Raw genomic sequence first — 21,299 nt, 5'->3', positions numbered from 1 at the left:
CGCTCCTTGCCGATCCGCAATCGGGCGGGCCGTATCGTCAGAACGTGCCCACTGTCGCCAGCTGGTCCGACTTGTACATGGCGGCGGGCGAGATGATCGGCTCTTCCCAGGGGACGTTCTTGCCGTAGCGCTCCTGCATCTTGGCGCGCACGGCGGGGGATGTCAGGTCAAAGCTCTTGAGCGGGGCAAGCGCCCCGATCTCCACGCCGAGCGCGCGCTGGTAGATTTTCCAGACCAGCTCCGAGCAGTAGATCTGTTCGTCCGACCACGCGAACACCAGGTCATAGGGCTTGCCCAGATACTCGGCGCCGGCCTTCGCAAGCTGTTCGAGCGCCTTGGGCGTAAGCCGGGACGCGTCGCGCAGCCGCTTGGCCACGTAGTGGCCGCGCTCGCCCTGGGCGATCCATTGGGCGAGCGGCGTGTAGCTTACCCGCGCCGCGGCCTCCAGCACATAGGGCTGGCCGCGGCGCATCACGATCATGCCCATGTGGCTGTACGGCGAATGCGTGGCCTGCTGGATGGCCAGGCTTTGCGCCGAACGGGATTGCTGGAACACCATGTCGCCCGTCTGCAGGTCGGGCGACGCGGCGGCCGCCACGGAAAGCGTGGACAGCACCGCCGCGGCGGCGGCGCGCCCCCAGGCAGCCAGTGTCATGGGCGAGCCCGGCTGGCGGCCGGCGTCTCTTTCTTGCCGCGCGGCTTGGGCGCGGGTTTCTTGTCTTCGGGCGGAGCGTCGAACTCTTGTTTGTTGCGCTCACCACGTGGGGTGTTTTCCGGATGGGGTTTGGGAAAAGCCCAGGGCTTCGTTTTCTGATCCATTGCATGTACTCCTTGCACAGGCGGAACAGTAGCATTAGCCGTGGCCGTGGGTAAGTGAGGGTTGACGTCAATATTCATCACATCGTGATATGAAAAGTGGAAAAGCGGACGATTAGACGGGGCGGCCGGCAGGATGTTCCCCTTGCGGCGCGGCTCCGGCAAGGCCGCGCTCAGCCGGCTTCCGGCCTTTCCGCGACCCAGATGCGGTCGAACTGCTCACGCACCTTGCGCGCCCACTCGTCGATTGCGGTGCGCACGTCGTCCGCCGTGGGCTTCCTGTCCGGAGGCAGGTTGCTGCCCGTGACGGCGCCCATCGAAGCGACGAGCAGCTGGTTGGTGTAGGCGTCGCGCGCGGAGGCTTCGATCAGCAGGCGCGCCGATTGATCGCGGATGCCCGCCGCCTTCGCCGTCTGGCCCAGCACGTAGCCGATCGGCACGTATTCCAATGCCCTGGGATCGCGGTCGTTCCTGAACGTGCCCGTGATGGCCGCGCGCAGCCGCACCGAACGCGGCACCGGGGTGGTGATCAACTGGTAGCCGGCTTGCGAGAATTCCCGGCGCAGGGCCTCGTTCATGTAGGCCAGCGTCCGGTCGCGCAGTTCGGTGTTGTCGCGCATGTCCAGGTCGTCGGGCCGGTCGCCCTGGATGTAGGTCACGTTCTCCAGGATGAGCTTCCTGTCGAATTGGCTGGCGATCGGCGGGCCCGGGCGCACCCACAGCCGGCCGCCGGTCCAGTCAGGGTCTTGCCGGAGCTGGCTCTGGGTTTCACCCAGCGATGTCGAGTAGTCCTGCGCCTTGGGCAGGTTGGTGCAGCCGGCCAGTCCGATCAGGGCGCAGCAGGCGGCGATGGCGATGGGGGGCTTCATGTGCTTTCCTTTCCAGAAAGCAGCGCCCGGATTGGGGGTAGGCCGACGGCGCGCTGCGGGCAGGGGCGATCGAGCATGGCCGACGTTGCCGCGTGTTCCCGACTTCCAGCTATCGTTGCGTGCGCCTGAAACGACGGGCGCGGGTCAGGCATCGATGTACTGGCAATTATGTGCCTGATCGACCGGCGCCGCCGGTTTTTTCGACAAGGGCCGGCGCGGTCCTGGCCCGACCCTTTTCGGGTAGCGCAGGTCATCCTTTAAACCATTCAAAAATGCCGGTTCCGCGGGCGCGCGGGGGGCTACGATGGAAGCGTGCACATAGGGAGGAAGCTATGGACACCGCCAAGGAATGGTATGCCGCCGTCAAGGAATGGCAGCGCGCCCGCGACGAACTCACCGCCGCGATCGCCGCGATCAAGTGGCCCAATCCCACCCTCGGGTGCATGGAAACCTATGACCGGGCCTATGCGCACGAAACCGAGGCCCGCGACCGCATGAACGCGGCCTATGAACGCTCCCGACGATAGCGTCGGCTTGGCTCCATAAAACAGAATCCCCATGGCCCTGTTCATAGGGCCACGGGGGCGGTATGTTGTGGTTTTATCCCACACGCCGCGCCCTCATCATGTATCTGCCGTCCGCTTTCCGCGAAGACTCCCTGGATGTCCAGCACGACTTCATCCGCGCCCATCCGCTGGGCGTCATCATGACCAGCGGGGAAGGCGGGCTGATGGCCAACCATATCCCCTGTCTGCTCTACCCGGAAGGGCCGCAAGGCGTGTTGCGCCTGCACGTGGCCCGCGCCAATCCGCAGCTCGCGGAGCTGGCGGCCGGGCGGGAATGCCTGGTGGTGTTTCACGGCGCGCAGGCCTACGTCACGCCGTCCTGGTACGCCGCCAAGGCCGAAACGCACAAGGTGGTTCCCACCTGGAACTTCGTGGCGGTGCACGCCTGGGGCACGCCCGTGATCCAGGACGATCCCGCCTGGCTGCGCGCGCAGCTCGATGCCCTGACGGACAGCCAGGAAAAGGCGCGCGCGCAACCCTGGAGCGTCGATCAGGCGCCGCCGGAATTCATCGCCGCGCAGATGCGCGCCATCGTTGGCGTGGAGATCCCCATTGCCCGCATCGAAGGCAAATGGAAGGTCAGCCAGAACCGCCCGGCGGCCGATCGCCAGGGCGTGGCTGAAGGCCTGGCCAACGAGCGGGGCGACGCCGTCATGGCCGGCCTGGTCGCGCGCCGGGGCGGCGCGGGCTGAGGCGCCTGCGGATCAGGGCGTTCCGGCGGCATGCGGCAGGCGCGCCGCCTGCGCGCCGCGTCCCGCCGCAAAGCAGACGATGGCGGCCGCCTGCAAGGCCGCGGCGGCTGCCAGGAACCCCAGCAGGGACAGCCCCGACGCTTCCAGCACGGCCCGCAGCAGGCCGAAGAGCGCCGGCGCGAATGCGTAGGCGCCCTGCGATAGCGCGACGATCAGCGGCACCACGCGAGCCGCGTCTTCGCGTGCGAATTCCGTTTGCGCGATCAGGGGCGGCAAGGACGTCGCGTTGCCGATGCCCGAGCCGAACAGCACCACGCCCGCCCACACCGCCCAAGCGTGATCCGCGGCCAGCATCAGCACGAGCGATCCGCCGATCTGGATGGCATAGGCCAGGCAGGCCACCTTGCGGCGGTCCGCGCCCACCGGCATCAGCCAGCCCACCAGCGTCCGGCCCGCGATGGCGCTGGCCGTGGCCAGGCCCATTGCCAGTCCGGCGGTCTGCGCGCCCAGCAGCGGCGCGAGCACGGACAGCAGATGCGCGATCAAGCCGATCTGGGCGAACAGCCCCAGCGCCATGCCGGCGGCCAGCGTTGCAAAGGCGCGGTCGCGCCACAGATTACCCACCCGCCCGGGCGATGCCGCGGCGGCCGATGCCGCGGCGGCCGATGCCGCGGCGGCCGACGCGGGCGTGGCGGCCGTGGCGGCCGTGTCGCCGTCGGGAGCCTGGTCCAACTGCTGCGGCGTGACGGAGAACACCTTGCGCGACAGCACGGCGATCACCGCGACCATCGCCAGCCCCACCCACAAGGCCGCCTGCGCAAAGCCGGCTTGGGCGATCAGGAACACCCACAACGGCGAGAATACGATGCCCCCCACGCTGGCGCCGTTGTAGGCCAGCCCCAAGGCGGCGGGCCGCTTGCGCACGAACCAGGGCGCGATCAACGCATTGACCGCCGCGGCGCCCAGGGTCACCCAGCCCATGCCGCTGAACACCGCCGCGGCATACAGTTGCCAGGGCGTGCGCGCCACGGCCCATCCGGCCACGCCCAGCGCCAGCAGCGCGGCGCCGCCCAGGGTAGCGCGCGGGACGCCGATGCGCCGGTACAGGCGCGGCAGGTTGGCCACCACCACCGTGCCCGCCAGGAAATGCAGCGTGACCGCGCCGGACACCAGCGCCACGCTCCAGCCGGTGCGCTGCACCACCGCATGCAGGAACACGGGCGGGCCGTAGAAGCCCACGCCCCAGCCGAAGATGGCAAGGACGAAGGTGGCTTGCAGGACTTTCCAGCCGAAGAAGGAGGGGGAGGAGGGCATGGGGCGGGGCCTGGGTGTCTTGTTGCGATGACTCGCAGTATGCTTAGCGTTCGCACACAATACTTTGGTCCGGAACGAATCATGGAATCCGAGTTCGCCGACGTCAACCTGTCCGCCGTGGCCGGCGCCATCGCCGACCCGGCGCGCGCGCGCATGCTGTGCGTGCTGCTGGATGGCCGGGCCCGCACCGCCACCGAGCTCGCGGCGGCCGCCGACATCGGCGCCTCCACGGCCAGCAGCCATTTCCAGCGCCTGCGCGAACAAGGCCTGGTCGAGATGGCCGTGCAAGGCAAGCACCGCTATTACCGGCTGGCCAATGGCGAGGTCGGACACGCGCTGGAGGCCTTGCTGGTCGTTGCCGGCGCCGAACGCGCGCCCTTCAAGCCTTCCACCCCGTCCGCGCTGCGCGAAGCCCGCACCTGTTATGACCACATGGCCGGCACGCTGGCTGTGCGCATCCATGACGCGATGCTGGCCCGCCAGTGGCTGGCCGCCGATGGTCGAGACTACGCGCTGACGCCCCTGGGCGAAGCCTCGCTGGCGCAGGTGGGCGTGGACGTCGCGCAGGCGCGCCAGCGCCGCCGGCGCTTCGCCTGCGCCTGCCTGGACTGGAGCGAACGGCGCTCGCATCTGGGCGGCGCCTTGGGCGCGGCGCTGCTGGATGCGCTGGAGCAGCGCGGCTGGATCGAAAAGGACCTGGACTCGCGGGCCTTGGGCGTCACGCGCAAGGGCGCGAAGCAGTTTCCCGCCTTCTTCGGCCCCGCCGATGACCAGCCCGCCGCGCATGCCGCAAGCTGGACGCCAGGAGACAAGCATGCCGCGGCCTAGCCTTTCCATGACCGCATCGCTTCCCAACCGCTCCGCCCTCAGGCGGCGGCCATGCACACAACCATTCCAGCCGCGAATGCGGCTTTTTTTTCGTCTTCCCATCCCTCGTGGATAACCTTCATCAACCCTGTACAGGAGGTGGCCTTGCCTACGCTGGCGCTGCACGCATTCCGTCATGTCATGCAGAACGTGACGGAATTGCGCATCGACGTTAATCACTCCCCCCGCGAGGTGGACAATGAACTCGATGCCATCCACAACCGCATGAATCGCCCTTCGGACCGCTTGCATGGATTGCCGGAGGTCAAGACCGACATCCCTGGCATCGTGCTTCGCTACCGCGAAGCCGACGGCGAGTATTACGTGTATGTGGTGGATGTGCGGCGCGGCCGGGTGGCGGGCTGCACCGTGTTCAACCGGCTGATCGAAGTGGGCCGGCGCGCCGACCCCTACGTGCGCGCGCCGCACTCCAAATACGCGCAACCCTACCAGGGCATGGGCCTGGCCACGGCGGTGTATCGCTGGGGGCTGGATGCCGGCCTGTGCATCATCAGCGGCGCGCGCCAGTCAACGGGCGCGCACCGCCTGTGGATGGGGTTGGCCCGCCGCTATGAGCTGGGGTATGTGGACCTGCGCCGCAAGCAGCTGAGCTACCTGGGCGCCGAAGTGTCCGACCGGGCGCGGCAAGACCTGCACACCCGGATGATCCTGCTGGGCAGGGGCTGGACCTTGGCGGATTACATGCGGGCAACCGGCATGAATCGGTCCGAAGATGCGGTTTCGCAACACGGCCTAGGGTAATCCCTCAAGACGCAGCCGGGCCGCGTTGCGCGCGCGCCCGGCACTTGCCCGCAAGCCGCGTCGGCATTGCCTATCCGCCAGATGGCGGATAGCCGTTCTCAACATTTGAGAAATGGGGACGCAATCGTTGCGGCGCAACAGTGTTTCTAGTTTCTGCTTAGGTTACAAAACATATCTGAACTGTCATGGAATGCCGGGGTATGCTGGACCGCAGAGAGGGCATCCGAAGTGCATCAGAACAACTTGATCTACAAGGGATACCGGCTTACTGCCAAGGTGTCCCGGGGCGCCGGCGCTGTCGAGGTTCAAGCGCCGTCCAGCGGCCCCGTCTTTGTCGCGTCGGTGATGGTGGTCCAGGCCGGCGCCGTTCTTGAGGGCGGCGACGAATATCCGGTTCCACAGTTTGCCGAAGGCGGCTATGTCTATAGTCCGCGCGAAGCCGTGCACGCGGCCATCCTGCATGGCCGCGAGATCGTCGATGGCCTGACGAACATGCCTTCCTGACGCTTTCCTATCCGGAAAAGACTTCCCGCCAGTCGCGGGTCTTGGCCAGCGTCTGCACCGTCGCGGACTGCTCAAGTATTGTCACGGCCTTCTTGAATTCCTCGGCCGACGCGCCGTCTTCCAGGATGACCATGCGCGAATTGCGCGCATCCGCCATCTTCACGTCCGACATCTTGCCGTGGGTCTGGTAGACCTGCGTCCAGTCCATCTTCTTGCCGGCCTTCAGGGCGATCGGCTCGATGTACGTCAGCGCCGTGCTGCCGCCCGCGCGCACCGCGAACGCGAAGTCCGCCATGTGGCCGCTGCTGCCCTTGGCGCGCGCGCCCTTGACCATGCGGTTCACGCCCACGCCTTCGGCCAGCGCGCGGCCCACCTGGGCGCGGAAGCGGAGCTGGCTGAACCTGGGCATCCACTTGGCGCACTGGAACGACAGCGCCATCGCCAGCTTCACGGCATCCCAAAGCGCTTCCTGCAACTGCTCATTCGGGCCGGACGCGACGATGGCGCCCGCGCGGTCGAAGTGCGCCAGGCTGACGCCCGGCGTTTCGTTCAGGATGTCGATGCGCTTGGCCGCCACGTCGATGCCGTAGCTGGACGCGTGCATCGCGGTCTCACAGGCGTCGGTCAGGTAGAACGACGCGTCGTCGGGATGGGCGATGAAGAACGCGGCATGCTGGCCATCCAGGCCCAGCGTCATGGGAGACACGGCGCGAATGGCGTGTTCGCCGGCCGGCAGGACGGTCCAGCCGGAGGCTTCCAGAAAAGTGCTCATAGGATCAGTTCGATTTGGCGGCCTTTGAGGGGATGCGCGAAACCGCCGGCGAGCGTCAGGTTCGCCCGCGGCAGGAAATACTGCATCAGCGCGCCGATGGTGTGCAGGGCGGGCACGACGGGCTCGGCGTAGCCTTCGCCTTCGTCCACCCAGATGTGTTCATGGCTGCGATCCGCAAGCGGCTTGCGGTACTGCGGCCGGCCCGCGCCCACCAGGCTGGTGTGGAAGGAGTCGTCGGTGTCCACGCCAAACACGCGGTGCGGGCCCACGAACAGGCTGGCGCAGAACGCTTCCGTCAGGAAGATGGTGGCCTGGCCGTGCACCGCGGTGCGCGCGCCCCGGTAGATGGCGCGGAAGATCACGTCTTCGCGGACGTCGCCCTTGACCCGGCACGGGCTGGCGAACTCCATCCACTGGATATTGTTGGAGGCGGGCTTCGGGGTCCAGAGGATCGGTTTTACGGTTTCCTTGGGTTCGGCAAGGATCTCTTGCACCTCATCAACGGTGATTAACGGTTCGAACTTGTTGGCCATGGAAACGGATCTAGGGTCTTGGAAGTGCGCGCTTGAAAATCTTGCGCTCTGCATGCGCTGCGCCGCCCGCGTCGCGGCGGACGGGACACGCGCGCGCAACACTGCGAGGGGGCGTAATCTTACAAGATGAAGACGGTATGAGCCCTTTGGCTGTATGGATATACAGTCAAAGGGGCAGGGCGCGCACTAGAGGGTGCTGGCGCCGAACGTGTCGCATTGCTTGAGGCTGCCGCCTTCCAGGCCGCGCTTGAACCAGCGCACGCGCTGGGCAGACGTGCCGTGCGTGAAGGCGTCGGGCACCACATAGCCCTGGGTTTGCTTTTGGAGGCGGTCGTCGCCGATGGCCGTGGCGGCGGCCAGCGCCTCTTCGACGTCGCCGCCTTCGAGGATGTTGCGCGCCGCGTTGGCGCGCTGCGCCCACAGGCCGGCAAAGCAGTCGGCCTGCAGCTCCATGCGCACCGACAGCGCATTGGCCTGCGCGGGATTGCGGCGGCGCAGATTGTCCACCTGATCCGAGATGCCCAGCAGATGCTGCACGTGATGGCCGACCTCGTGGGCGATCACGTAGGCTTGCGCGAAGTCGCCGGGCGCTTTGAAGCGGCTCTGCAATTCATCGAAGAAAGCCAGGTCGATATACACCTTGCTGTCGCCGGGGCAGTAGAAAGGCCCCATCGCGGCCTGGCCGGTGCCGCAGGCCGTGGGCGTGGCGCCGCGGAACAGCACGAGCTTGGGCTCCACGTACTGGCGGTTCAGCTCTTTCTGGAAAATGGCGGACCAGACGTCTTCGGTCTCGCCCAGCACCTTCGACACGAAGACCGCTTGCGGATCGTTGGCCGGCGGGCTGGTGGCGGGCGCTTCCTGCTGCGTTGCGGGACCTTCCGCCATCTGCAGGACCACGCTGGGGTCCACGCCAAAATACATGGCGACCAAGGCAAGTACTATCGTACCGATGCCGATGGTGCCGCGTCCGCCGATTCGTGGGCCACTGGCGCGGCGGTCTTCCACATTGTCGCTTTTGCGCGAGTCATCGAGGCGCATACTGTTTCTCCAGGCGGTTCGGCGTTACCGCCATTTTGCATCGCCGCTGTGTTGAGCGGCTTTCAAGAATGTTAGGATAAACCCATGGCCCTGTATTTCTCCATTCATCCTGCAAATCCTCAACCTCGCCTGCTCAAGCAGGCAGCCCAATGGCTTAACGACGGGGGCCTGGTCGCCGTGCCCACCGATTCCAGCTATGCCGTTGTCGCCCGTCTGGATGACAAGAACGCCGCCGACGGATTGCGCCGGTTGCGCGGCCTGGACGAACGCCACCATCTCACCCTGCTGTGCCGCGACCTGGCTGAAATCGGCCACTTCGCGCGCGTCGACAACAAGCAGTACCGCTTGCTGAAGGCCGCGACGCCGGGCCCCTGGACCTTCATACTCGAAGCCACCAAGGAAGTGCCCAGGCGCGTTTCGCATCCCTCGCGCAAGACCATCGGCATCCGTGTGCCGGACCACGCCGTCATGCTGGGCCTGCTGGAGCAGGTGGGGGCGCCCCTGCTCTCCACGACGCTCATCCCCAAGGACGAGACAGAAGCCCTGAACGACGCCGAAGACATCCGCGAACGCTACGACCACGACCTGGCGGCCATCATCGACGCGGGCGCCTGCCCGCAGTCGCCCACCACCGTGATCGACCTCACCAGCGAAGAGCCGGTGGTCGTGCGCGTCGGCCGCGGCGATCCGGCCACCTTGGGTCTTGTCTGATTTTTCCCGCCGACATGACGTCCGTGCCGGCCCGCGCCGGCACGCGGCTCATCTACAATCCGGTTCGCCATGAATGACATCATCCAAACCATTGCGGTCTACGCGATACCGGTTATCTTCGCCATCACCTTGCACGAAGCCGCGCACGGCTTTGTCGCGCGCATGTTCGGCGACCCGACCGCCTATCAGGCCGGGCGCGTCAGCCTGAATCCGGCGCGGCATATCGATCCCGTCGGCACGCTGCTCGTGCCGGTCGCGATTCTGCTGGCCTCCAAGCTGCTGGGCAGCCCGGGCATGCTGTTCGGCTGGGCCAAGCCCGTGCCGGTGGACTTCAGCCGCTTGCGCCGCCCCAAGAAGGACATGCTGTGGGTGGCGCTGGCCGGCCCGGCGGCCAATCTCTTCATGGCCATCCTGTGGGCGCTGTCGCTGCGCCTGTTCGTGGAAAGCGGCTTGCAGGAAAGCTTCTGGTTTGAAATGGCCATGGCCGGCGTCAACGTCAACCTCGTGCTGATGGCGCTGAATCTGCTGCCCATCCTGCCGCTGGACGGGGGACGCATCCTGTTCAGCCTGCTGCCCAACCGCATGGCCTGGCAGTACTCGAAAATAGAGCCATATGGGCTGGTGATCGTCGTCGTCCTGCTGGTCACCGACGTGCTGTGGCTTTTGATGCGCCCGGTGCTGGCGCTGGGAACGACAATCGTTCAGTGGTTTCTCTAGGATTTCGGCCAATATCCGTTAAACTCAGCGGTTTCATTGATTCTGGCCTTGCGGCATCCCGCCGCGGGGTTTTGGAGCCCTACATTTATGGCATCCCCTGCAACCGCCGCAGGCGTTAATTTCCAGGGCAGCATGGTGGCCCTGGTCACCCCAATGCAGCCCGACGGCAGCCTCGACTACGCTGCCTACCGGTCGTTGATCGACTGGCACGTCCAGGAAGGAACCGACGCACTGGTGGTGGTGGGCACCACCGGGGAGTCGCCCACGGTCTCGATGGAAGAGCACGCGGAACTGATCCGCGTCGCCGTCGAGCACGCCGCGGGCCGCATCCCGGTCATCGCAGGCGTGGGCGCCAACTCCACCGACGAAGCCATCCATCTGACGCGCCACGCCAAGGCGGTTGGCGCGCAGGCCGGCCTGTCGGTCGTCCCTTACTACAACAAGCCCTCGCAAGAGGGCCTGTACCGCCACTTCCGCACCATCGCGGAAGCTGTCGATCTGCCCACCATCCTGTACAACGTGCCGGGCCGCACCGTTGCCGACATGAGCAACGAAACGGTCCTGCGCCTGGCGCAGGTGCCGGGCATCATCGGCATCAAGGACGCCACCGGCGACATCGCCCGCGGCGGCCTGCTGCTGCGCGAAGCGCCCGCCAGCTTCCAGGTCTTCAGCGGCGACGATCCCACCGCCGCCGCCCTGATCCTGCTGGGCGCGCGCGGCAATATTTCCGTTACGGCCAACGTGGCGCCCAAGCTCATGCGCGAGCTCTGTGCCGCCGCCCTGGCCGGCAACGTGCCGAAGGTCCGTGAACTTAACGCGTACCTGGCGCGTCTGAACAAGGCTTTGTTCGTTGAAGCCAATCCTATCCCCGTCAAGTGGGCGTTGGCCGAAATGGGCCGCAGCGCACTGGGCTACCGGCTTCCGCTGGTTGAACTGGGGGCGCAGCATCACGACACGGTGCGCGGCGCGCTCCAGGAAACGGGTCTGCTCTAAATATCGTGAGGATACGTATGAACAAACGTCATGCCGGTTTGTCGGCATTGATGTCTCTGGTGTTGTTGGCCGGCTGCTCCGAGGTCAACCAATTCCTGGGCAATGAAGAATCCGTCAACTACAAGAGCGCCGTCACTCAGCGTGGAGAGCCTCTGAGCATTCCGCCCGACCTGACCCAGGCCAATAGCGACCCGCGCTATCGCGCGCCCGCGTCGGGCTCGACGACGTACTCGCAGTTCCAGCAGCAAGGCCAGGCCCAGGCCAGCGCCCCGAAGGCCAGCAATGTGCTTCCCGGCCGCCAGGACATGCGCGTCGAGCGCGACGGCGATCTGCGCTGGCTGGTCGTGGACCGTCCTCCCGAAGAAGTATTCCCGCGCCTGATCGACTTCTGGACCGAGAACGGCTTTACCGTGGCCAGCAACAACCCCGGCGCCGGCCTGATCGAAACGGACTGGGCGGAAAACCGCGCCAAGATCCCGGAAAGCTGGCTGCGCCAAGCCCTGGGCGCCGTGCTGGAAACGGCATGGGACAGCGGCGAACGCGAGAAATTCCGCACTCGCGTGGAACGCGTCAATGGCCACACCGAAGTCTTTGTCAGCCATCGCCAGATGCTTGAAAAGCGCGTGGGCGCCGACGGCGGCCAGGTGCAGTGGCAGAACGGCAAGGAAGATCCGGGCCTGAACGCCGCCATGCTGGCGCGCATGATGGTCTACCTGGGTTCCGACGTCGACAACGCCCGCAAGCTGGTGCAGCAGGCCGAAGCCTCGCCGCAAAAGCCTGCCGTGCAGCAGGACGTCCGCGCTCAAGGCGCCTCGCTCATCGTCAGCGAATCGTTCGACCGCGCATGGCGCCGTGTCGGCGTGGCGCTCGATGGCGGCGGCTTCGCCGTGGAAGACCGCGACCGTTCGGCCGGCGACTACTTCGTGCGCTACGTGGATACCGACACGGGCGAGAAGATCGACCAGCCGGGCTTCTTCAGCCGCATGTTCTCGGGCGACAAGAAGGCGCAGGCGCCGCAGTACCGCATCCATCTGGTCGCCAGCGGCGACCAGACCACGGTGACGGTGCTGGACGCCAATGGCGCGCCGGACAGCAGCGCCACCGCCCAGCGCCTGCTGAGCGTCCTGAAGGACAAGATGTAGCCCCCGGGGGGCCGCCAGCGCGGCCTTCCCGCCCCTGCCGGGGCAAACAGAAAAAAGGCCCGCAAGGGCCTTTTTTCATGGGGTTGCCGCGGGGCGTAAAAAGCCCATGCCGCGCACGCTTGCTGCCCCTGATAGGGTTTTCTTGTCTTGGCGCAGCCCGGCGATAAAAAAGCCCCGTTTCCGGGGCTTTTCTTGGCGTCTTCAGAGCGGGGGTTCGTGCCTGAATGATTACGACGCGGGGGTGGTCGATCCGCCCGGGGTGGTCGAACCGCCGCCAGGCGTGGTGCCGGGCGTGGGCGCCGGAGCGGGCGAGGTGGCCGGAGGCGTAGTGGTCGGAGCGGGCGTGCTCGCGCCCGGAGTGGGGTTGGTCGCGGGCGCCGGGGCATCTTCCTTCTTGTTGCAAGCGCTAAGCGCGACGGCCAGCACCGAGGCAATAATCAAGGTTTTGCTCATCATTATTTGGACTCCTGTAGATGACGACTCTTGAAACCCCGTTAGGGGAAACCAGAATTCAGGCTACAGGAAGGTGCGGCGTCATCGCGTATGAAAGTTAAAGAGGTCGCATCCCAACGGCAACAAACCTTTCAGCTTCGTGTTATGTCTTTCTTGATGTGACCACGCTTACAGACCTGATTTCTTTCTGTGCTAGACAGATACGCCGACGTTTCCAGATACTACGCCGGCACGTAGTGGATCCACCCCGAATCCAGCCAGTCCGCCAGGCATGAGCGCGCATCGTCGGACAGGCGCGCGCAGGCGGGATCCGCGCAGTCCAGGCTGCGCGCGTCGGCAAGCTTGCGCAAGGCTGCAACGGCGGGCGTCATGGCCGTTTCGCCATTGATGAAGAGCTGCTTGTCGCGATAGAGCATGCGGCTGCGCCGGTCCAGTGTCAGCCGGCCGGCGGCGGGCCAGTCCTCTTCCAGATCCACGTCCATGCCTTCGGGCGCATCGAACACGCTGAGATTGCTGGGCTCGGTCAGCCAGCAGCCCAGGAAGCGCGAGGCCAGGGCGTCGTCCAAGCGCAGCTTTTCCACGGTTTCCAGGGTGGCGGCGACCAGCGCATCGGGCAGTGCCGCCGGCGTGGCCACGGCCGGCTGGGCCGGGTCCCGATAGACGGCGGACAGCTTCGGTCCGGGCAGGGCGGGTTCGCCGTAGGGGCCGCCCAGCAGGCCGACGCGCGCCATGACCTGGTCCGCGGCCGCTTCGAGCAAGCCGCGCGCAAGCGTCGCCTGCGTGGGCGCGCGAAAGCCGATGGAGATGGTCATGCAGCCGTCGCCCACCGCGATGCCGTCGTGGGCGGCCTGCGGCGGCAGGTAGAGCATGTCGCCCGGGGCCAGCACGGCCTTTTCTTCCGGCTGGAAGTTGCTCAGGATCTTCAGCGGCAGGTCCGGCTCCAGCGACAGGTCCTTCTGGCGGCCGTAGCTCCATTCGCGCTCGCCCGCGGCTTGCAGCAGGAACACGTCGTAGCTGTCGAAGTGCGGCCCGACGCCGCCGCCGTGGCTGGCGACGCTGATCATCACATCGTCCAGGCGCGCATCGGGGATGAAGCGAAACAAGCCCATCAGCTCGGCCGCGGCGTCGCTGTGCAGGTCCACGCTTTGCACCAGCAGAGTCCAGTCGCCTTCGTTGTCCTTGGGCAGGCGCGCGAAGGGGCCGCTTTCCATCTGCCATTCGCCGTTCTCGCGCCAGATCAGGCGCGACTCCACATCGTCGCGGCGCGCCAGCTTCTTGATGGCCGCGATGGTGACCGGCGGCTTGAAGGCGGGGATGGCCTGGCGGATCAGCAGCGGCTTCTTCTGCCAGTAGCGGCGCATGAAGTCGTTGGGGCTTTGATTGCCCAGCAGCGGCAGGGGTTGGTCGAGGTTCATTGGAGGTGCTTTTTCAGGCGGTAGAGGGCATCCAGCGCTTCGCGCGGGGTGAGGCTGTCGGGGTCGATGGCGGCGAGCTCCACGCGCAGGGTGTCCAGCGCTTCGATGGCGTCGGAGCGTTCGGCCTCGGCATAGGCCTGCGCGTCGGCCTCGGCCGCGGCCGAGAACAGGCCAAGCTGCGGCGTGGGCGCGCCCTGGGCTTCCAGGCGCTCCAGTTCGCGCGTGGCCTGGCGGATCACGGCGGCGGGCACGCCCGCGCGCTGCGCCACCTGGATCCCGTAGCTGCGGCTGGCGGGGCCTTCGCGCACTTCGTGCAGGAAGACGATGCCGCCCGCCGATTCGGCGGCGGCCAGGTGGACGTTGGCCGACGCGGGCTGCTCGGCCGGCAGGCGGGTCAGCTCGAAATAGTGCGTGGCGAACAACGTCAGCGCGCGGTTGTGGGCCAGCAGGCGGCAGGCGATGGCCCAGGCCAGCGCCAGGCCGTCGTAGGTGGACGTGCCGCGGCCGATCTCGTCCATCAGCACCAGGCTGTTGGGCGTGCTGGCCGACAGGATGGCGGCGGCCTCCGTCATTTCCATCATGAAGGTCGAGCGCCCGCCCGCGAGGTCGTCTGCCGCGCCGATGCGCGTGAAGATGCGGTCGATCTTGCCGATGCGGGCGCGCGAGGCGGGCACGAAGCTGCCGATGCGCGCCAGCAGCACGATCAGCGCCACCTGCCGCATATAGGTCGATTTACCGCCCATGTTCGGGCCGGTGATCAGCAGCATGCGCCGCGCCGGATCCAGGCGGCAGCCGTTCGGCGTGAAGCGTTCGATGGCGTGTTCCACCACCGGGTGGCGGCCGGCTTCGATGTCGATGTCGGCCTGCTCCGAGAGATCGGGCGCGATCCAGTCGTGGCGCCGCGCGTGTTCCGCCAGGGCGGCCAGCGCGTCCAGTTCCGCCAGCGCCGCGGCGCAGTCGGACAGCGGGCGCACGTGCTCGGCCAGCACGTCCAGCAACTGCTCGAACAGCCATTTCTCGCGGGCAAGCGAGCGGTCCTGGGCCGACAGCACCTTGTCTTCCCAGGTCTTGAGCTCGGGCGTGATGTAGCGTTCGGCGTTCTTCAGCGTCTGGCGGCGGCGGTAGTCCTCGGGCACCTTGGCGGTCTGGCCCTTGGTGACTTCGATGTAGAAGCCATGCACGCGGTTGAATTCGACGCGCAGGTTGCTGATGCCGGTGCGCTCGCGTTCACGGGCTTCCAGCTGCACCAGGAAATCGCCGCCGTCGGCCGCCAGGCCGCGCAGCTCGTCCAGTTCGGCGTCAAAGCCCGCCGCCAGCACGCCGCCGTCGCGGATGGCCACGGCGGGCTCCGCGGCGATGGCGCGCACCAGCAGCGCGGCCAGCGCAGGATCCACCGACAAATGCGAAATCAGCTCGCCCAGACGGGGCGAGTCCGACATCGGCTCGACCAGGTCGCGCAGGGCGGGCAGGGACTCCAGCGCATCGCGCAGGCTGGCCAGCTCGCGCGGGCGCACGGAACGCAGCGCCAGGCGCGCCGCAATGCGCTCAATATCGGGAAAGGCGTTCAGCGCCGCGCGCAGGGCCTCGAGCAGGCCGGCCGACCCGAAGGTCTGCTCCACGTCCATGCGGCCCGCCAGCAGCGCCGAGATGGCTTGCTGGCGCGCCAGCGCCTGCTCGTTCTCGCGCAAGGGGTGGTGCAGCCAGCGGCGCAGCAGGCGGCTGCCCATGGGCGTGCGGCAACCGTCCAGCAGCGAGAACAGCGTGGGCGAGTCTTCGCCCGACAGCGTCTGCGTCAGTTCCAGGTTGCGGCGCGTCACCGGGTCCAGCAGCACATACTGGCCGGGGCGCTCCGCCGACAGGCTCTGCACGTGGGCCAGGGCCTGCGACTGGGTGCGCGCCGCGTAGCGCAGCAAGGCGCCCGCCGCGCAGATGCCGGCCGGCATGTCTTCGATATCGAAGCCCGCCAGCGTGTCGGTCTTAAAGTGCGCGAGCAGGTGGGCGCGCGCGCCGTCGCTTTCAAAGTGCCAGTCCGGCACGCGGGAGCGGGCGCCTTCGAACGGAAAATCGAACTCCGCGCTGTCGGCGCAGACGATCTCGGCCGGGGCGACGCGGTGCAGCTCGGATTCCAGCTGGGCGGGCGCGCATTCGGTCACGCGGAACTCGCCGCTGGCCAGGTTCAGCCACGCCAGCCCGGCGCGCGGAGCGCGCGCATTGCCGCTTACGAACACCGCGGCCAGCGCGCGGTCGGCCTTGGCCGGCAGCAGCGCGTCGTCGGTCAGCGTGCCGGGCGTGACGATGCGCACGATGCGGCGCTCGACCGGCCCCTTGGATGCCGCCGGATCGCCGATCTGCTCGCAGATGGCGATGGACTCGCCCAGGGCCACCAGGCGCGCCAGGTACTGCTCCATGGCGTGGACGGGCAGGCCGGCCATCGGGATGGGGATGCCGTTGGACGATCCGCGCTTGGTCAGCGTCAGGTTGAGCAGGCGCGCGCCGCGTTCGGCGTCTTCGTAGAACATTTCATAGAAGTCGCCCATGCGGTAGAAGAGCAGCAAGGGTCCGGCCTCCGCTTTAAGGCGGAGGTATTGCTGCATCATGGGGGTGTGGCCCGCGTGGGCCTCGGCGGCGATGGGTTGTATTGCTGAATTCATGCCCGTGATTGTATCGGGGCGCAAGACTGCCTGCGGCGCCGGGGGAGCTTTTAGTCCGTATCGCGCACTTACCTTGCTGCCGGCGCCTCCCGCGCGGGCAATCCCGCCGCGCGCGCCCGTCCTCCGGCGACCACCAGCGCGACGCCGGCCATGACCAGGCCTATGCCGGCCAAGGTTGTCCAGGCCGGGATCTCCCGCAGGAAGAGCATGCCGATGATCACCGCGAACGCGGGCGCCAGCGCGCCGAACATGGCGGCGCGCGGCGCGCCCAGCCGCTGCACGGCCTGCGCATAGCAGTACATGCCCAGGATGGCGACGACCACGCCCTGCGCGACGACCTGCAGCGCGAGTTCCCCGGCCGACGCGGAGGCCAGGTCCGGCTCCAGCCACAGGAAATAGATGGGCGTGAACAGGATGGCCGAACTGACATTGACCAGCGCGGTCGCCTGCCAGGGGCTGATGCCCGACCGGCGCTGCGCGACGGTGAAGGCGGCAAAACAAAGGCCGGCCAGGAGGAACAGCAGGTCTCCGCGCCATTCGCCCGCCGCGCGGTTGGCCAGCAAGGCATAGCCGCCTATGCAGAGCACTCCCGCCACGACCGCCGCCATGCCGCACAGCTGGCGTCGGGTAAACCGTTCGCCGAACAGCAGGCCGGACAGCACGGCTACCCATATCGGCATGGCGCCGATCATCAGCGTCGCGACGTGCGAGGCCGGCGCGAAGCGCATGCCGGACGAGGCCAGCAGCATGAAGGGGACGCCCGCGCCCAGCGCCATGACCAGCAGCCGTACGATGCCGATCCGCCGGATGTCCAGCCGGTTGCGGGCCAGCACCGGCCACAGGAACAGGGCGGAGACCGCGAAGCGCAGGAACGTCACGTCATACGGACGCAGGCTGGTGGTGACCGCGAAGCGCGTGGCGACGGACCAGCCCGACCAGATCAGGGCGACGGCGAGCCCGTAGAGGACGCCGGCCACCCATGGCCGGCGTTGGGGCGTCTGGGACAAGATACTGGTTTGCGTAGACATGTCGTCCTGGGGCGTCGTGAGAGTGTGCCGATCGGCATATGGCCAGGCGACTATACGTCGTTGGAGAAATTTAAAAAAACGATTTATAACGAACAAACAATTCTCTAAATACGATATATGGACCTTTCAGACCTACAGATTTTCAGGACCGTCGTGCAGGCGGGAGGCGTGCTGCGCGCGGCGGACACGCTGCACCGGGCGCAGTCGAGCGTGACGGCGCGCATCCAGGCCCTGGAGCGCAAGTTGGGCGTCTCGCTCTTCACGCGCGAAGGGCGCCGCCTCCAGCTGACGCCTTCGGGACGAATACTCCTGGACTATGCGGACCGCCTGCTTGAATTGGCCCGGGAGGCGGCCGGCGCGGTGCAAGGGGACCGGCCCGTGGGCGTGCTGCGCGTGGGCGCGATGGAAAGCACGGCCGCCGCGCGGCTGCCCGAGCCGCTGGACCGCTTTCACCAGCGCTATCCCGATGTCGCGCTGGAGCTCTACTCCGGCGACCCGCGCGATCTGGTCCGGCAACTGCTGGATTCCCGGCTGGACGCGGTGCTCGTCGCGGGACCGCTGGCGGATCCCCGCCTGGATACGCGGGAAATCTACGTCGAGGAATTGGTGATCGTCGCGGAAGCCCGGCATGCGCCGATCGCCTCGCCCAGGGACTTGCCGAAAAAGACGATTCTCGCCTTCCATCCGGGCTGTCCGCACAGGCTGCGGCTTGAGGAATGGTTTGCCCGAGGGCACGCGATGCCCGAGCGCATCGTGGAGATGGGTTCGTACCATCTGATCCTGGGCTGTGTCGCGGTGGGCATGGGGGTGGCGCTGGTGCCGCGCAGCGTGCTCGCGGGCTACGCCGAGAAAGACCGCCTCAGCATCCATCGCCTGCCTGCCCGCTTCGGCAGCGTGAAAACGCGGCTCGCCTGGCGCAAGGACGCGCCGCAGGCCAAGGTGCTGGCGCTGGCCGAGGTCCTGCTGGAACGCTGAGGCCGGCCCGCCGAACTTGCGGCGGGCGCGCGCGGACGGGCACAATCGCACGGCGCGGCCCTTGTCGATGCCGCGGGAGCCACAGAGCCATGCAGGATATTCCCGTTCCCGCGGTGCTGGATGCCAGCGAGCGCGTTTCCATCGCCAGCGGGCCGCACCAGGCCGAGTTCGCGCCGGGCGGCGGCGGGCGGCTGACGCGCCTGGCCACGGGCGCGCACGATTGGATCGTGCCGCTGACGGCCACCGAGTGGCCGGCCGGCCAGTGGCCGCGGGCCGGGTCCTATCCGCTGGCGCCTTATTCCAACCGCATCCGCGGCGGCGAGTTCACCTTCAATGGCGCAAGGCACGTCCTGCAGTCCGTGCCGGGGCGGCCGCAGGCCATTCATGGCGCGGGGCTCTTCCAGGCCTGGCAGGTCCGCAACCAGACGGAAGACAGCGTCGACCTGGTGCTGAGCCAGCCCGCCGGCGTGCTGGGCTGGCCGTGGCCGTTCGAATGCGTGCAGCGCTGGCGCCTGGATGCGCGCGGGCTCGGCCTGACGCTGGTCATCTCCAACCAGGGCGACACGCCCATGCCGTTTGGCCTGGGCATCCACCCGTACTTCACGGCGCAGCGGGTAACGCTGCATGCGCGGCGCATCTGGCCGTCGGATGCGGACGGCTTGCCCACGGGCAGCCAGGTCACGCACGTGCGCGAACTGCGCCAGTCCGCCGAGGGCTGCGATACCTATCTGTCGCAATGGGAAGGGCGCGCGACCCTGCATTGGCCGGATGGCCGCCAACTGGCGCTGCACGCGGATCCGGCGTTCGCGCACCTGGTGGTGTACACCGCGCCGGGCGCCGATTTTCTTTGCGTGGAGCCGGTGACCAACGTGGCCGACGCCTTCAATCTGGCGGCGGCGGGCGAGACCCGCAGCGGCATGCGGGTGCTGGAACCCGGCGGACGCTTCAGCGCGACCGCCTTGCTTGCGCTGATGCCGCCGCGCGGCGCGTGATGCAGTAACGGCCCCGGGCGAACGCGGCGCTTTGAAAGCGCCGGGCCCTGCGGTGATAATCCGGTCAAACCAAGTCTAGGAGTCGTTACGTGAAAAAGCTCAGCACCGAACAATTGCAGGCTGCCGCCGAGACGCTGCGCCGGACGCAGGCGAAGCTGGCCCGCTCCGGCAACCTGCCGCTTGAGCCGACCATCTACGCCAGCGCGAAGGGGTTTCGCCGTAACGTGCCCGAGTACGTCTGGTCCTGGCTGTCCGGCCTGCTGGCGCCGCACAAGAGCCTGGCGTCGTGGATGGACACGCACCAGCCAGGCTGGCGCGAAGGCAAGACGCCGGCCGCGGTGGTGTACGCCCGCACCGAGAACGGCTGGTTCGAGTGGCTGATCGCTGAACTGGAAACCGAGATCGGCGATCCGCATGCGCGCGCCCGGCGCGAAGGGCGCGGCTAAAGCGCGGAGCGCCTGCTCCCTAGAACCCTTCCAGCACGACCTTGCCCTGCGCCTTGCCGCTTTCGATGAACGCATGGGCGCGGCGCAGGTTCTCGGCGTTGATCTTGCCGTAGTGCTCGCCCAGCGTGGTGCGCAGGGTGCCGTTGTCGATCAGGCGGGCCGCCTGGTTCAGGAGCTCGTGCTGGGCGATCAGGTCGGGCGTGTCGTGCAGCGGACGCGCGAACATGAATTCCCAGTGCAACGATGCGGCCTTGCTCTTGAGCAGGCGCACGTCGATCGCGGCGGGGTCGTCGATCAGCGCGATCTTGCCTTGCGCAGCGATGGCCTCGGCCATCTGCGGGAAGTGCTTGTCGGTCTGGTTCAGGCCGGCGATGTAGCTGACGTCGTCAAAGCCGATGCGCTTGAGCTCTTCGGTCAGCGGCTTGCCGTGGTCGATGACGTAATGCGCGCCCAGTTCGCGCACCCAGGCCTGCGTCTCGGGGCGCGAGGCCGTGCCGATCACGGTCAGGCCGGTCAGCTGGCGGGCCAGCTGCACCAGGATCGATCCCACCCCGCCCGCCGCGCCGATGACCAGCAGGCTGCGCTGGCTGGGCGCGGCGTTGTCCAGCACGCGCAGGCGGTCGAACAGCAGTTCCCAGGCGGTGATGGTGGTGAGCGGCAGCGCGGCCGCCTGCGCAAAGTCCAGGCTTTTGGGCATGTGGCCGACGATGCGCTCGTCCACCACGTGGCGCTCGCTGTTGGCGCCCGGACGGGTCAGGGCGCCGGCGTACCAGACGCGGTCGCCCGGCTTGAAGAGGCTGGTTCTGGCGCCGACGGCGCGCACGATGCCGGCGGCGTCCCATCCGATGATCTCGGGCTGGCCGTCCTTGGGCTTGCGGTTGGCGCGGATCTTGACGTCGACCGGGTTGACCGAGATGGCGTGCACATCCACCAGCAGGTCGTGGTCGCCCGGCACGGGGTCGGCGACGGTGATGTCCTGCAAGGCTTCGGCGTTGTCGGCGGGCAGGTTCTTGAAGTAGGCGATGGCTTTCATGGCGGGGGCT

24 protein-coding genes are annotated in these 21,299 nt (G+C 67.4%); 12 read left to right on the top strand and 12 right to left on the bottom strand.

Translation table 11 applies throughout. From position 1 onward, the window contains the following. Window positions 1-37 precede the first annotated feature (37 nt). From ACFWP0_RS14230 to ACFWP0_RS14220, 3 genes are all read right to left on the bottom strand, one after another. Window positions 38-655 (bottom strand): YiiX family permuted papain-like enzyme, encoded by a 618-nt coding sequence (locus ACFWP0_RS14230; RefSeq protein WP_377842950.1) that lies wholly within the window; start codon window positions 653-655, stop codon window positions 38-40. Beyond that, entirely contained in the window at window positions 652-819 is a 168-nt protein-coding gene (locus ACFWP0_RS14225) for a hypothetical protein (RefSeq protein WP_377842948.1), read from the bottom strand. Before ACFWP0_RS14225 ends, ACFWP0_RS14230 begins: the two co-directional genes overlap by 4 nt. A 170-nt stretch (window positions 820-989) precedes the next feature. Continuing rightward, complete coding sequence (locus tag ACFWP0_RS14220; RefSeq protein ID WP_377842946.1) at window positions 990-1,685, bottom strand: DUF3313 domain-containing protein; 696 nt, start codon at window positions 1,683-1,685, stop codon at window positions 990-992. Between the two features lie 332 nt (window positions 1,686-2,017). On the opposite strand from ACFWP0_RS14220, the gene ACFWP0_RS14215 reads away from it, so the two are divergent. Both ACFWP0_RS14215 and ACFWP0_RS14210 read left to right on the top strand, forming a co-directional pair. Then, entirely contained in the window at window positions 2,018-2,212 is a 195-nt protein-coding gene (locus ACFWP0_RS14215; protein ID WP_377842943.1) for a hypothetical protein, read from the top strand. Between the two features lie 98 nt (window positions 2,213-2,310). Next, window positions 2,311-2,943 carry an FMN-binding negative transcriptional regulator gene (locus ACFWP0_RS14210; protein WP_377842942.1) on the top strand — a complete coding sequence of 211 codons (633 nt, stop codon included), beginning with the start codon at window positions 2,311-2,313 and terminating at the stop codon, window positions 2,941-2,943. A 12-nt stretch (window positions 2,944-2,955) separates the two neighbouring features. On the opposite strand, the gene ACFWP0_RS14205 is transcribed toward ACFWP0_RS14210, so the two are convergent. Further along, complete coding sequence (locus tag ACFWP0_RS14205; protein ID WP_377842940.1) at window positions 2,956-4,257, bottom strand: MFS transporter; 1,302 nt, start codon at window positions 4,255-4,257, stop codon at window positions 2,956-2,958. An 81-nt stretch (window positions 4,258-4,338) separates the two neighbouring features. On the opposite strand from ACFWP0_RS14205, the gene ACFWP0_RS14200 reads away from it, so the two are divergent. From ACFWP0_RS14200 to ACFWP0_RS14190, 3 genes are all read left to right on the top strand, one after another. Beyond that, window positions 4,339-5,085, top strand: coding sequence for an ArsR/SmtB family transcription factor (locus ACFWP0_RS14200; protein ID WP_377842938.1), 747 nt, complete (start codon window positions 4,339-4,341; stop codon window positions 5,083-5,085). Between the two features lie 144 nt (window positions 5,086-5,229). After that, window positions 5,230-5,886 (top strand): N-acetyltransferase, encoded by a 657-nt coding sequence (locus ACFWP0_RS14195; RefSeq protein WP_377842936.1) that lies wholly within the window; start codon window positions 5,230-5,232, stop codon window positions 5,884-5,886. 228 nt (window positions 5,887-6,114) lie between these two features. Further along, window positions 6,115-6,390: a hypothetical protein gene (locus ACFWP0_RS14190; RefSeq protein ID WP_377842933.1), complete on the top strand. Its 276-nt coding sequence runs from the start codon at window positions 6,115-6,117 to the stop codon at window positions 6,388-6,390. Between the two features lie 7 nt (window positions 6,391-6,397). Here the strand turns inward: ACFWP0_RS14190 and ACFWP0_RS14185 are convergent, their stop codons facing one another. The 3 genes from ACFWP0_RS14185 to ACFWP0_RS14175 all read right to left on the bottom strand — a co-directional run bounded on the left by ACFWP0_RS14185 (window position 6,398) and on the right by ACFWP0_RS14175 (window position 8,733). Then, window positions 6,398-7,162: a DUF1828 domain-containing protein gene (locus ACFWP0_RS14185; protein ID WP_377842931.1), complete on the bottom strand. Its 765-nt coding sequence runs from the start codon at window positions 7,160-7,162 to the stop codon at window positions 6,398-6,400. Then, window positions 7,159-7,695 carry a hypothetical protein gene (locus ACFWP0_RS14180; RefSeq protein ID WP_377842929.1) on the bottom strand — a complete coding sequence of 179 codons (537 nt, stop codon included), beginning with the start codon at window positions 7,693-7,695 and terminating at the stop codon, window positions 7,159-7,161. The genes ACFWP0_RS14185 and ACFWP0_RS14180 overlap by 4 nt, the downstream gene beginning before the upstream one ends. Before the next feature lie 186 nt (window positions 7,696-7,881). After that, window positions 7,882-8,733: a neutral zinc metallopeptidase gene (locus ACFWP0_RS14175; RefSeq protein WP_377842927.1), complete on the bottom strand. Its 852-nt coding sequence runs from the start codon at window positions 8,731-8,733 to the stop codon at window positions 7,882-7,884. Window positions 8,734-8,817: 84 nt separating this feature from the next. Between ACFWP0_RS14175 and ACFWP0_RS14170 the strand changes: the two genes are divergently transcribed. The 4 genes from ACFWP0_RS14170 (at window position 8,818) to bamC (ending at window position 12,296) form a co-directional block, all read left to right on the top strand. Beyond that, the gene (locus ACFWP0_RS14170) at window positions 8,818-9,444 is read left to right on the top strand and encodes an L-threonylcarbamoyladenylate synthase (RefSeq protein ID WP_377842925.1); all 627 of its coding nucleotides are present in this window, start codon (window positions 8,818-8,820) and stop codon (window positions 9,442-9,444) included. 69 nt (window positions 9,445-9,513) lie between these two features. Further along, window positions 9,514-10,161: a site-2 protease family protein gene (locus tag ACFWP0_RS14165; RefSeq protein ID WP_377842923.1), complete on the top strand. Its 648-nt coding sequence runs from the start codon at window positions 9,514-9,516 to the stop codon at window positions 10,159-10,161. Between the two features lie 87 nt (window positions 10,162-10,248). Further along, on the top strand, window positions 10,249-11,154 hold the full coding sequence (gene dapA / locus ACFWP0_RS14160) for a 4-hydroxy-tetrahydrodipicolinate synthase (RefSeq protein ID WP_377842921.1): 906 nt from the start codon (window positions 10,249-10,251) through the stop codon (window positions 11,152-11,154). A gap of 17 nt (window positions 11,155-11,171) precedes the next feature. Then, complete coding sequence (bamC, locus tag ACFWP0_RS14155; RefSeq protein ID WP_377842920.1) at window positions 11,172-12,296, top strand: outer membrane protein assembly factor BamC; 1,125 nt, start codon at window positions 11,172-11,174, stop codon at window positions 12,294-12,296. Between the two features lie 228 nt (window positions 12,297-12,524). On the opposite strand, the gene ACFWP0_RS14150 is transcribed toward bamC, so the two are convergent. From ACFWP0_RS14150 to ACFWP0_RS14135, 4 genes are all read right to left on the bottom strand, one after another. Beyond that, entirely contained in the window at window positions 12,525-12,752 is a 228-nt protein-coding gene (locus tag ACFWP0_RS14150) for an endopeptidase (RefSeq protein WP_377842918.1), read from the bottom strand. A gap of 218 nt (window positions 12,753-12,970) precedes the next feature. Beyond that, complete coding sequence (locus tag ACFWP0_RS14145) at window positions 12,971-14,164, bottom strand: JmjC domain-containing protein (RefSeq protein ID WP_377842916.1); 1,194 nt, start codon at window positions 14,162-14,164, stop codon at window positions 12,971-12,973. Beyond that, window positions 14,161-16,815 carry a DNA mismatch repair protein MutS gene (mutS, locus tag ACFWP0_RS14140; protein ID WP_377842913.1) on the bottom strand — a complete coding sequence of 885 codons (2,655 nt, stop codon included), beginning with the start codon at window positions 16,813-16,815 and terminating at the stop codon, window positions 14,161-14,163. The genes ACFWP0_RS14145 and mutS overlap by 4 nt, the downstream gene beginning before the upstream one ends. Window positions 16,816-16,883: 68 nt before the next feature. Continuing rightward, a complete protein-coding gene (locus tag ACFWP0_RS14135; protein WP_377842911.1) occupies window positions 16,884-17,822 on the bottom strand; it encodes a DMT family transporter in 939 nt (312 codons plus the stop codon). Between the two features lie 138 nt (window positions 17,823-17,960). Here ACFWP0_RS14135 and ACFWP0_RS14130 point away from each other — a divergent pair, with 138 nt between their 5' ends. The 3 genes from ACFWP0_RS14130 (at window position 17,961) to ACFWP0_RS14120 (ending at window position 20,256) form a co-directional block, all read left to right on the top strand. After that, window positions 17,961-18,818 carry a LysR family transcriptional regulator gene (locus ACFWP0_RS14130; protein WP_377842910.1) on the top strand — a complete coding sequence of 286 codons (858 nt, stop codon included), beginning with the start codon at window positions 17,961-17,963 and terminating at the stop codon, window positions 18,816-18,818. 89 nt (window positions 18,819-18,907) lie between these two features. Beyond that, window positions 18,908-19,810 carry an aldose 1-epimerase gene (locus tag ACFWP0_RS14125; protein WP_377842908.1) on the top strand — a complete coding sequence of 301 codons (903 nt, stop codon included), beginning with the start codon at window positions 18,908-18,910 and terminating at the stop codon, window positions 19,808-19,810. A gap of 89 nt (window positions 19,811-19,899) precedes the next feature. Next, a complete protein-coding gene (locus ACFWP0_RS14120) occupies window positions 19,900-20,256 on the top strand; it encodes a hypothetical protein (protein ID WP_377842905.1) in 357 nt (118 codons plus the stop codon). Between the two features lie 19 nt (window positions 20,257-20,275). Here the strand turns inward: ACFWP0_RS14120 and ACFWP0_RS14115 are convergent, their stop codons facing one another. After that, entirely contained in the window at window positions 20,276-21,289 is a 1,014-nt protein-coding gene (locus ACFWP0_RS14115) for a zinc-binding alcohol dehydrogenase family protein (RefSeq protein WP_377842904.1), read from the bottom strand. Window positions 21,290-21,299 lie beyond the last annotated feature (10 nt).

The sequence above is a fragment of the Achromobacter sp. NPDC058515 genome, assembly GCF_042721735.1.
Classification (GTDB): Bacteria; Pseudomonadota; Gammaproteobacteria; order Burkholderiales; family Burkholderiaceae_B; genus Achromobacter.
Note: the sequence above shows the minus strand (reverse complement) of the source record. Positions and strands in the feature narration are given on the sequence as shown.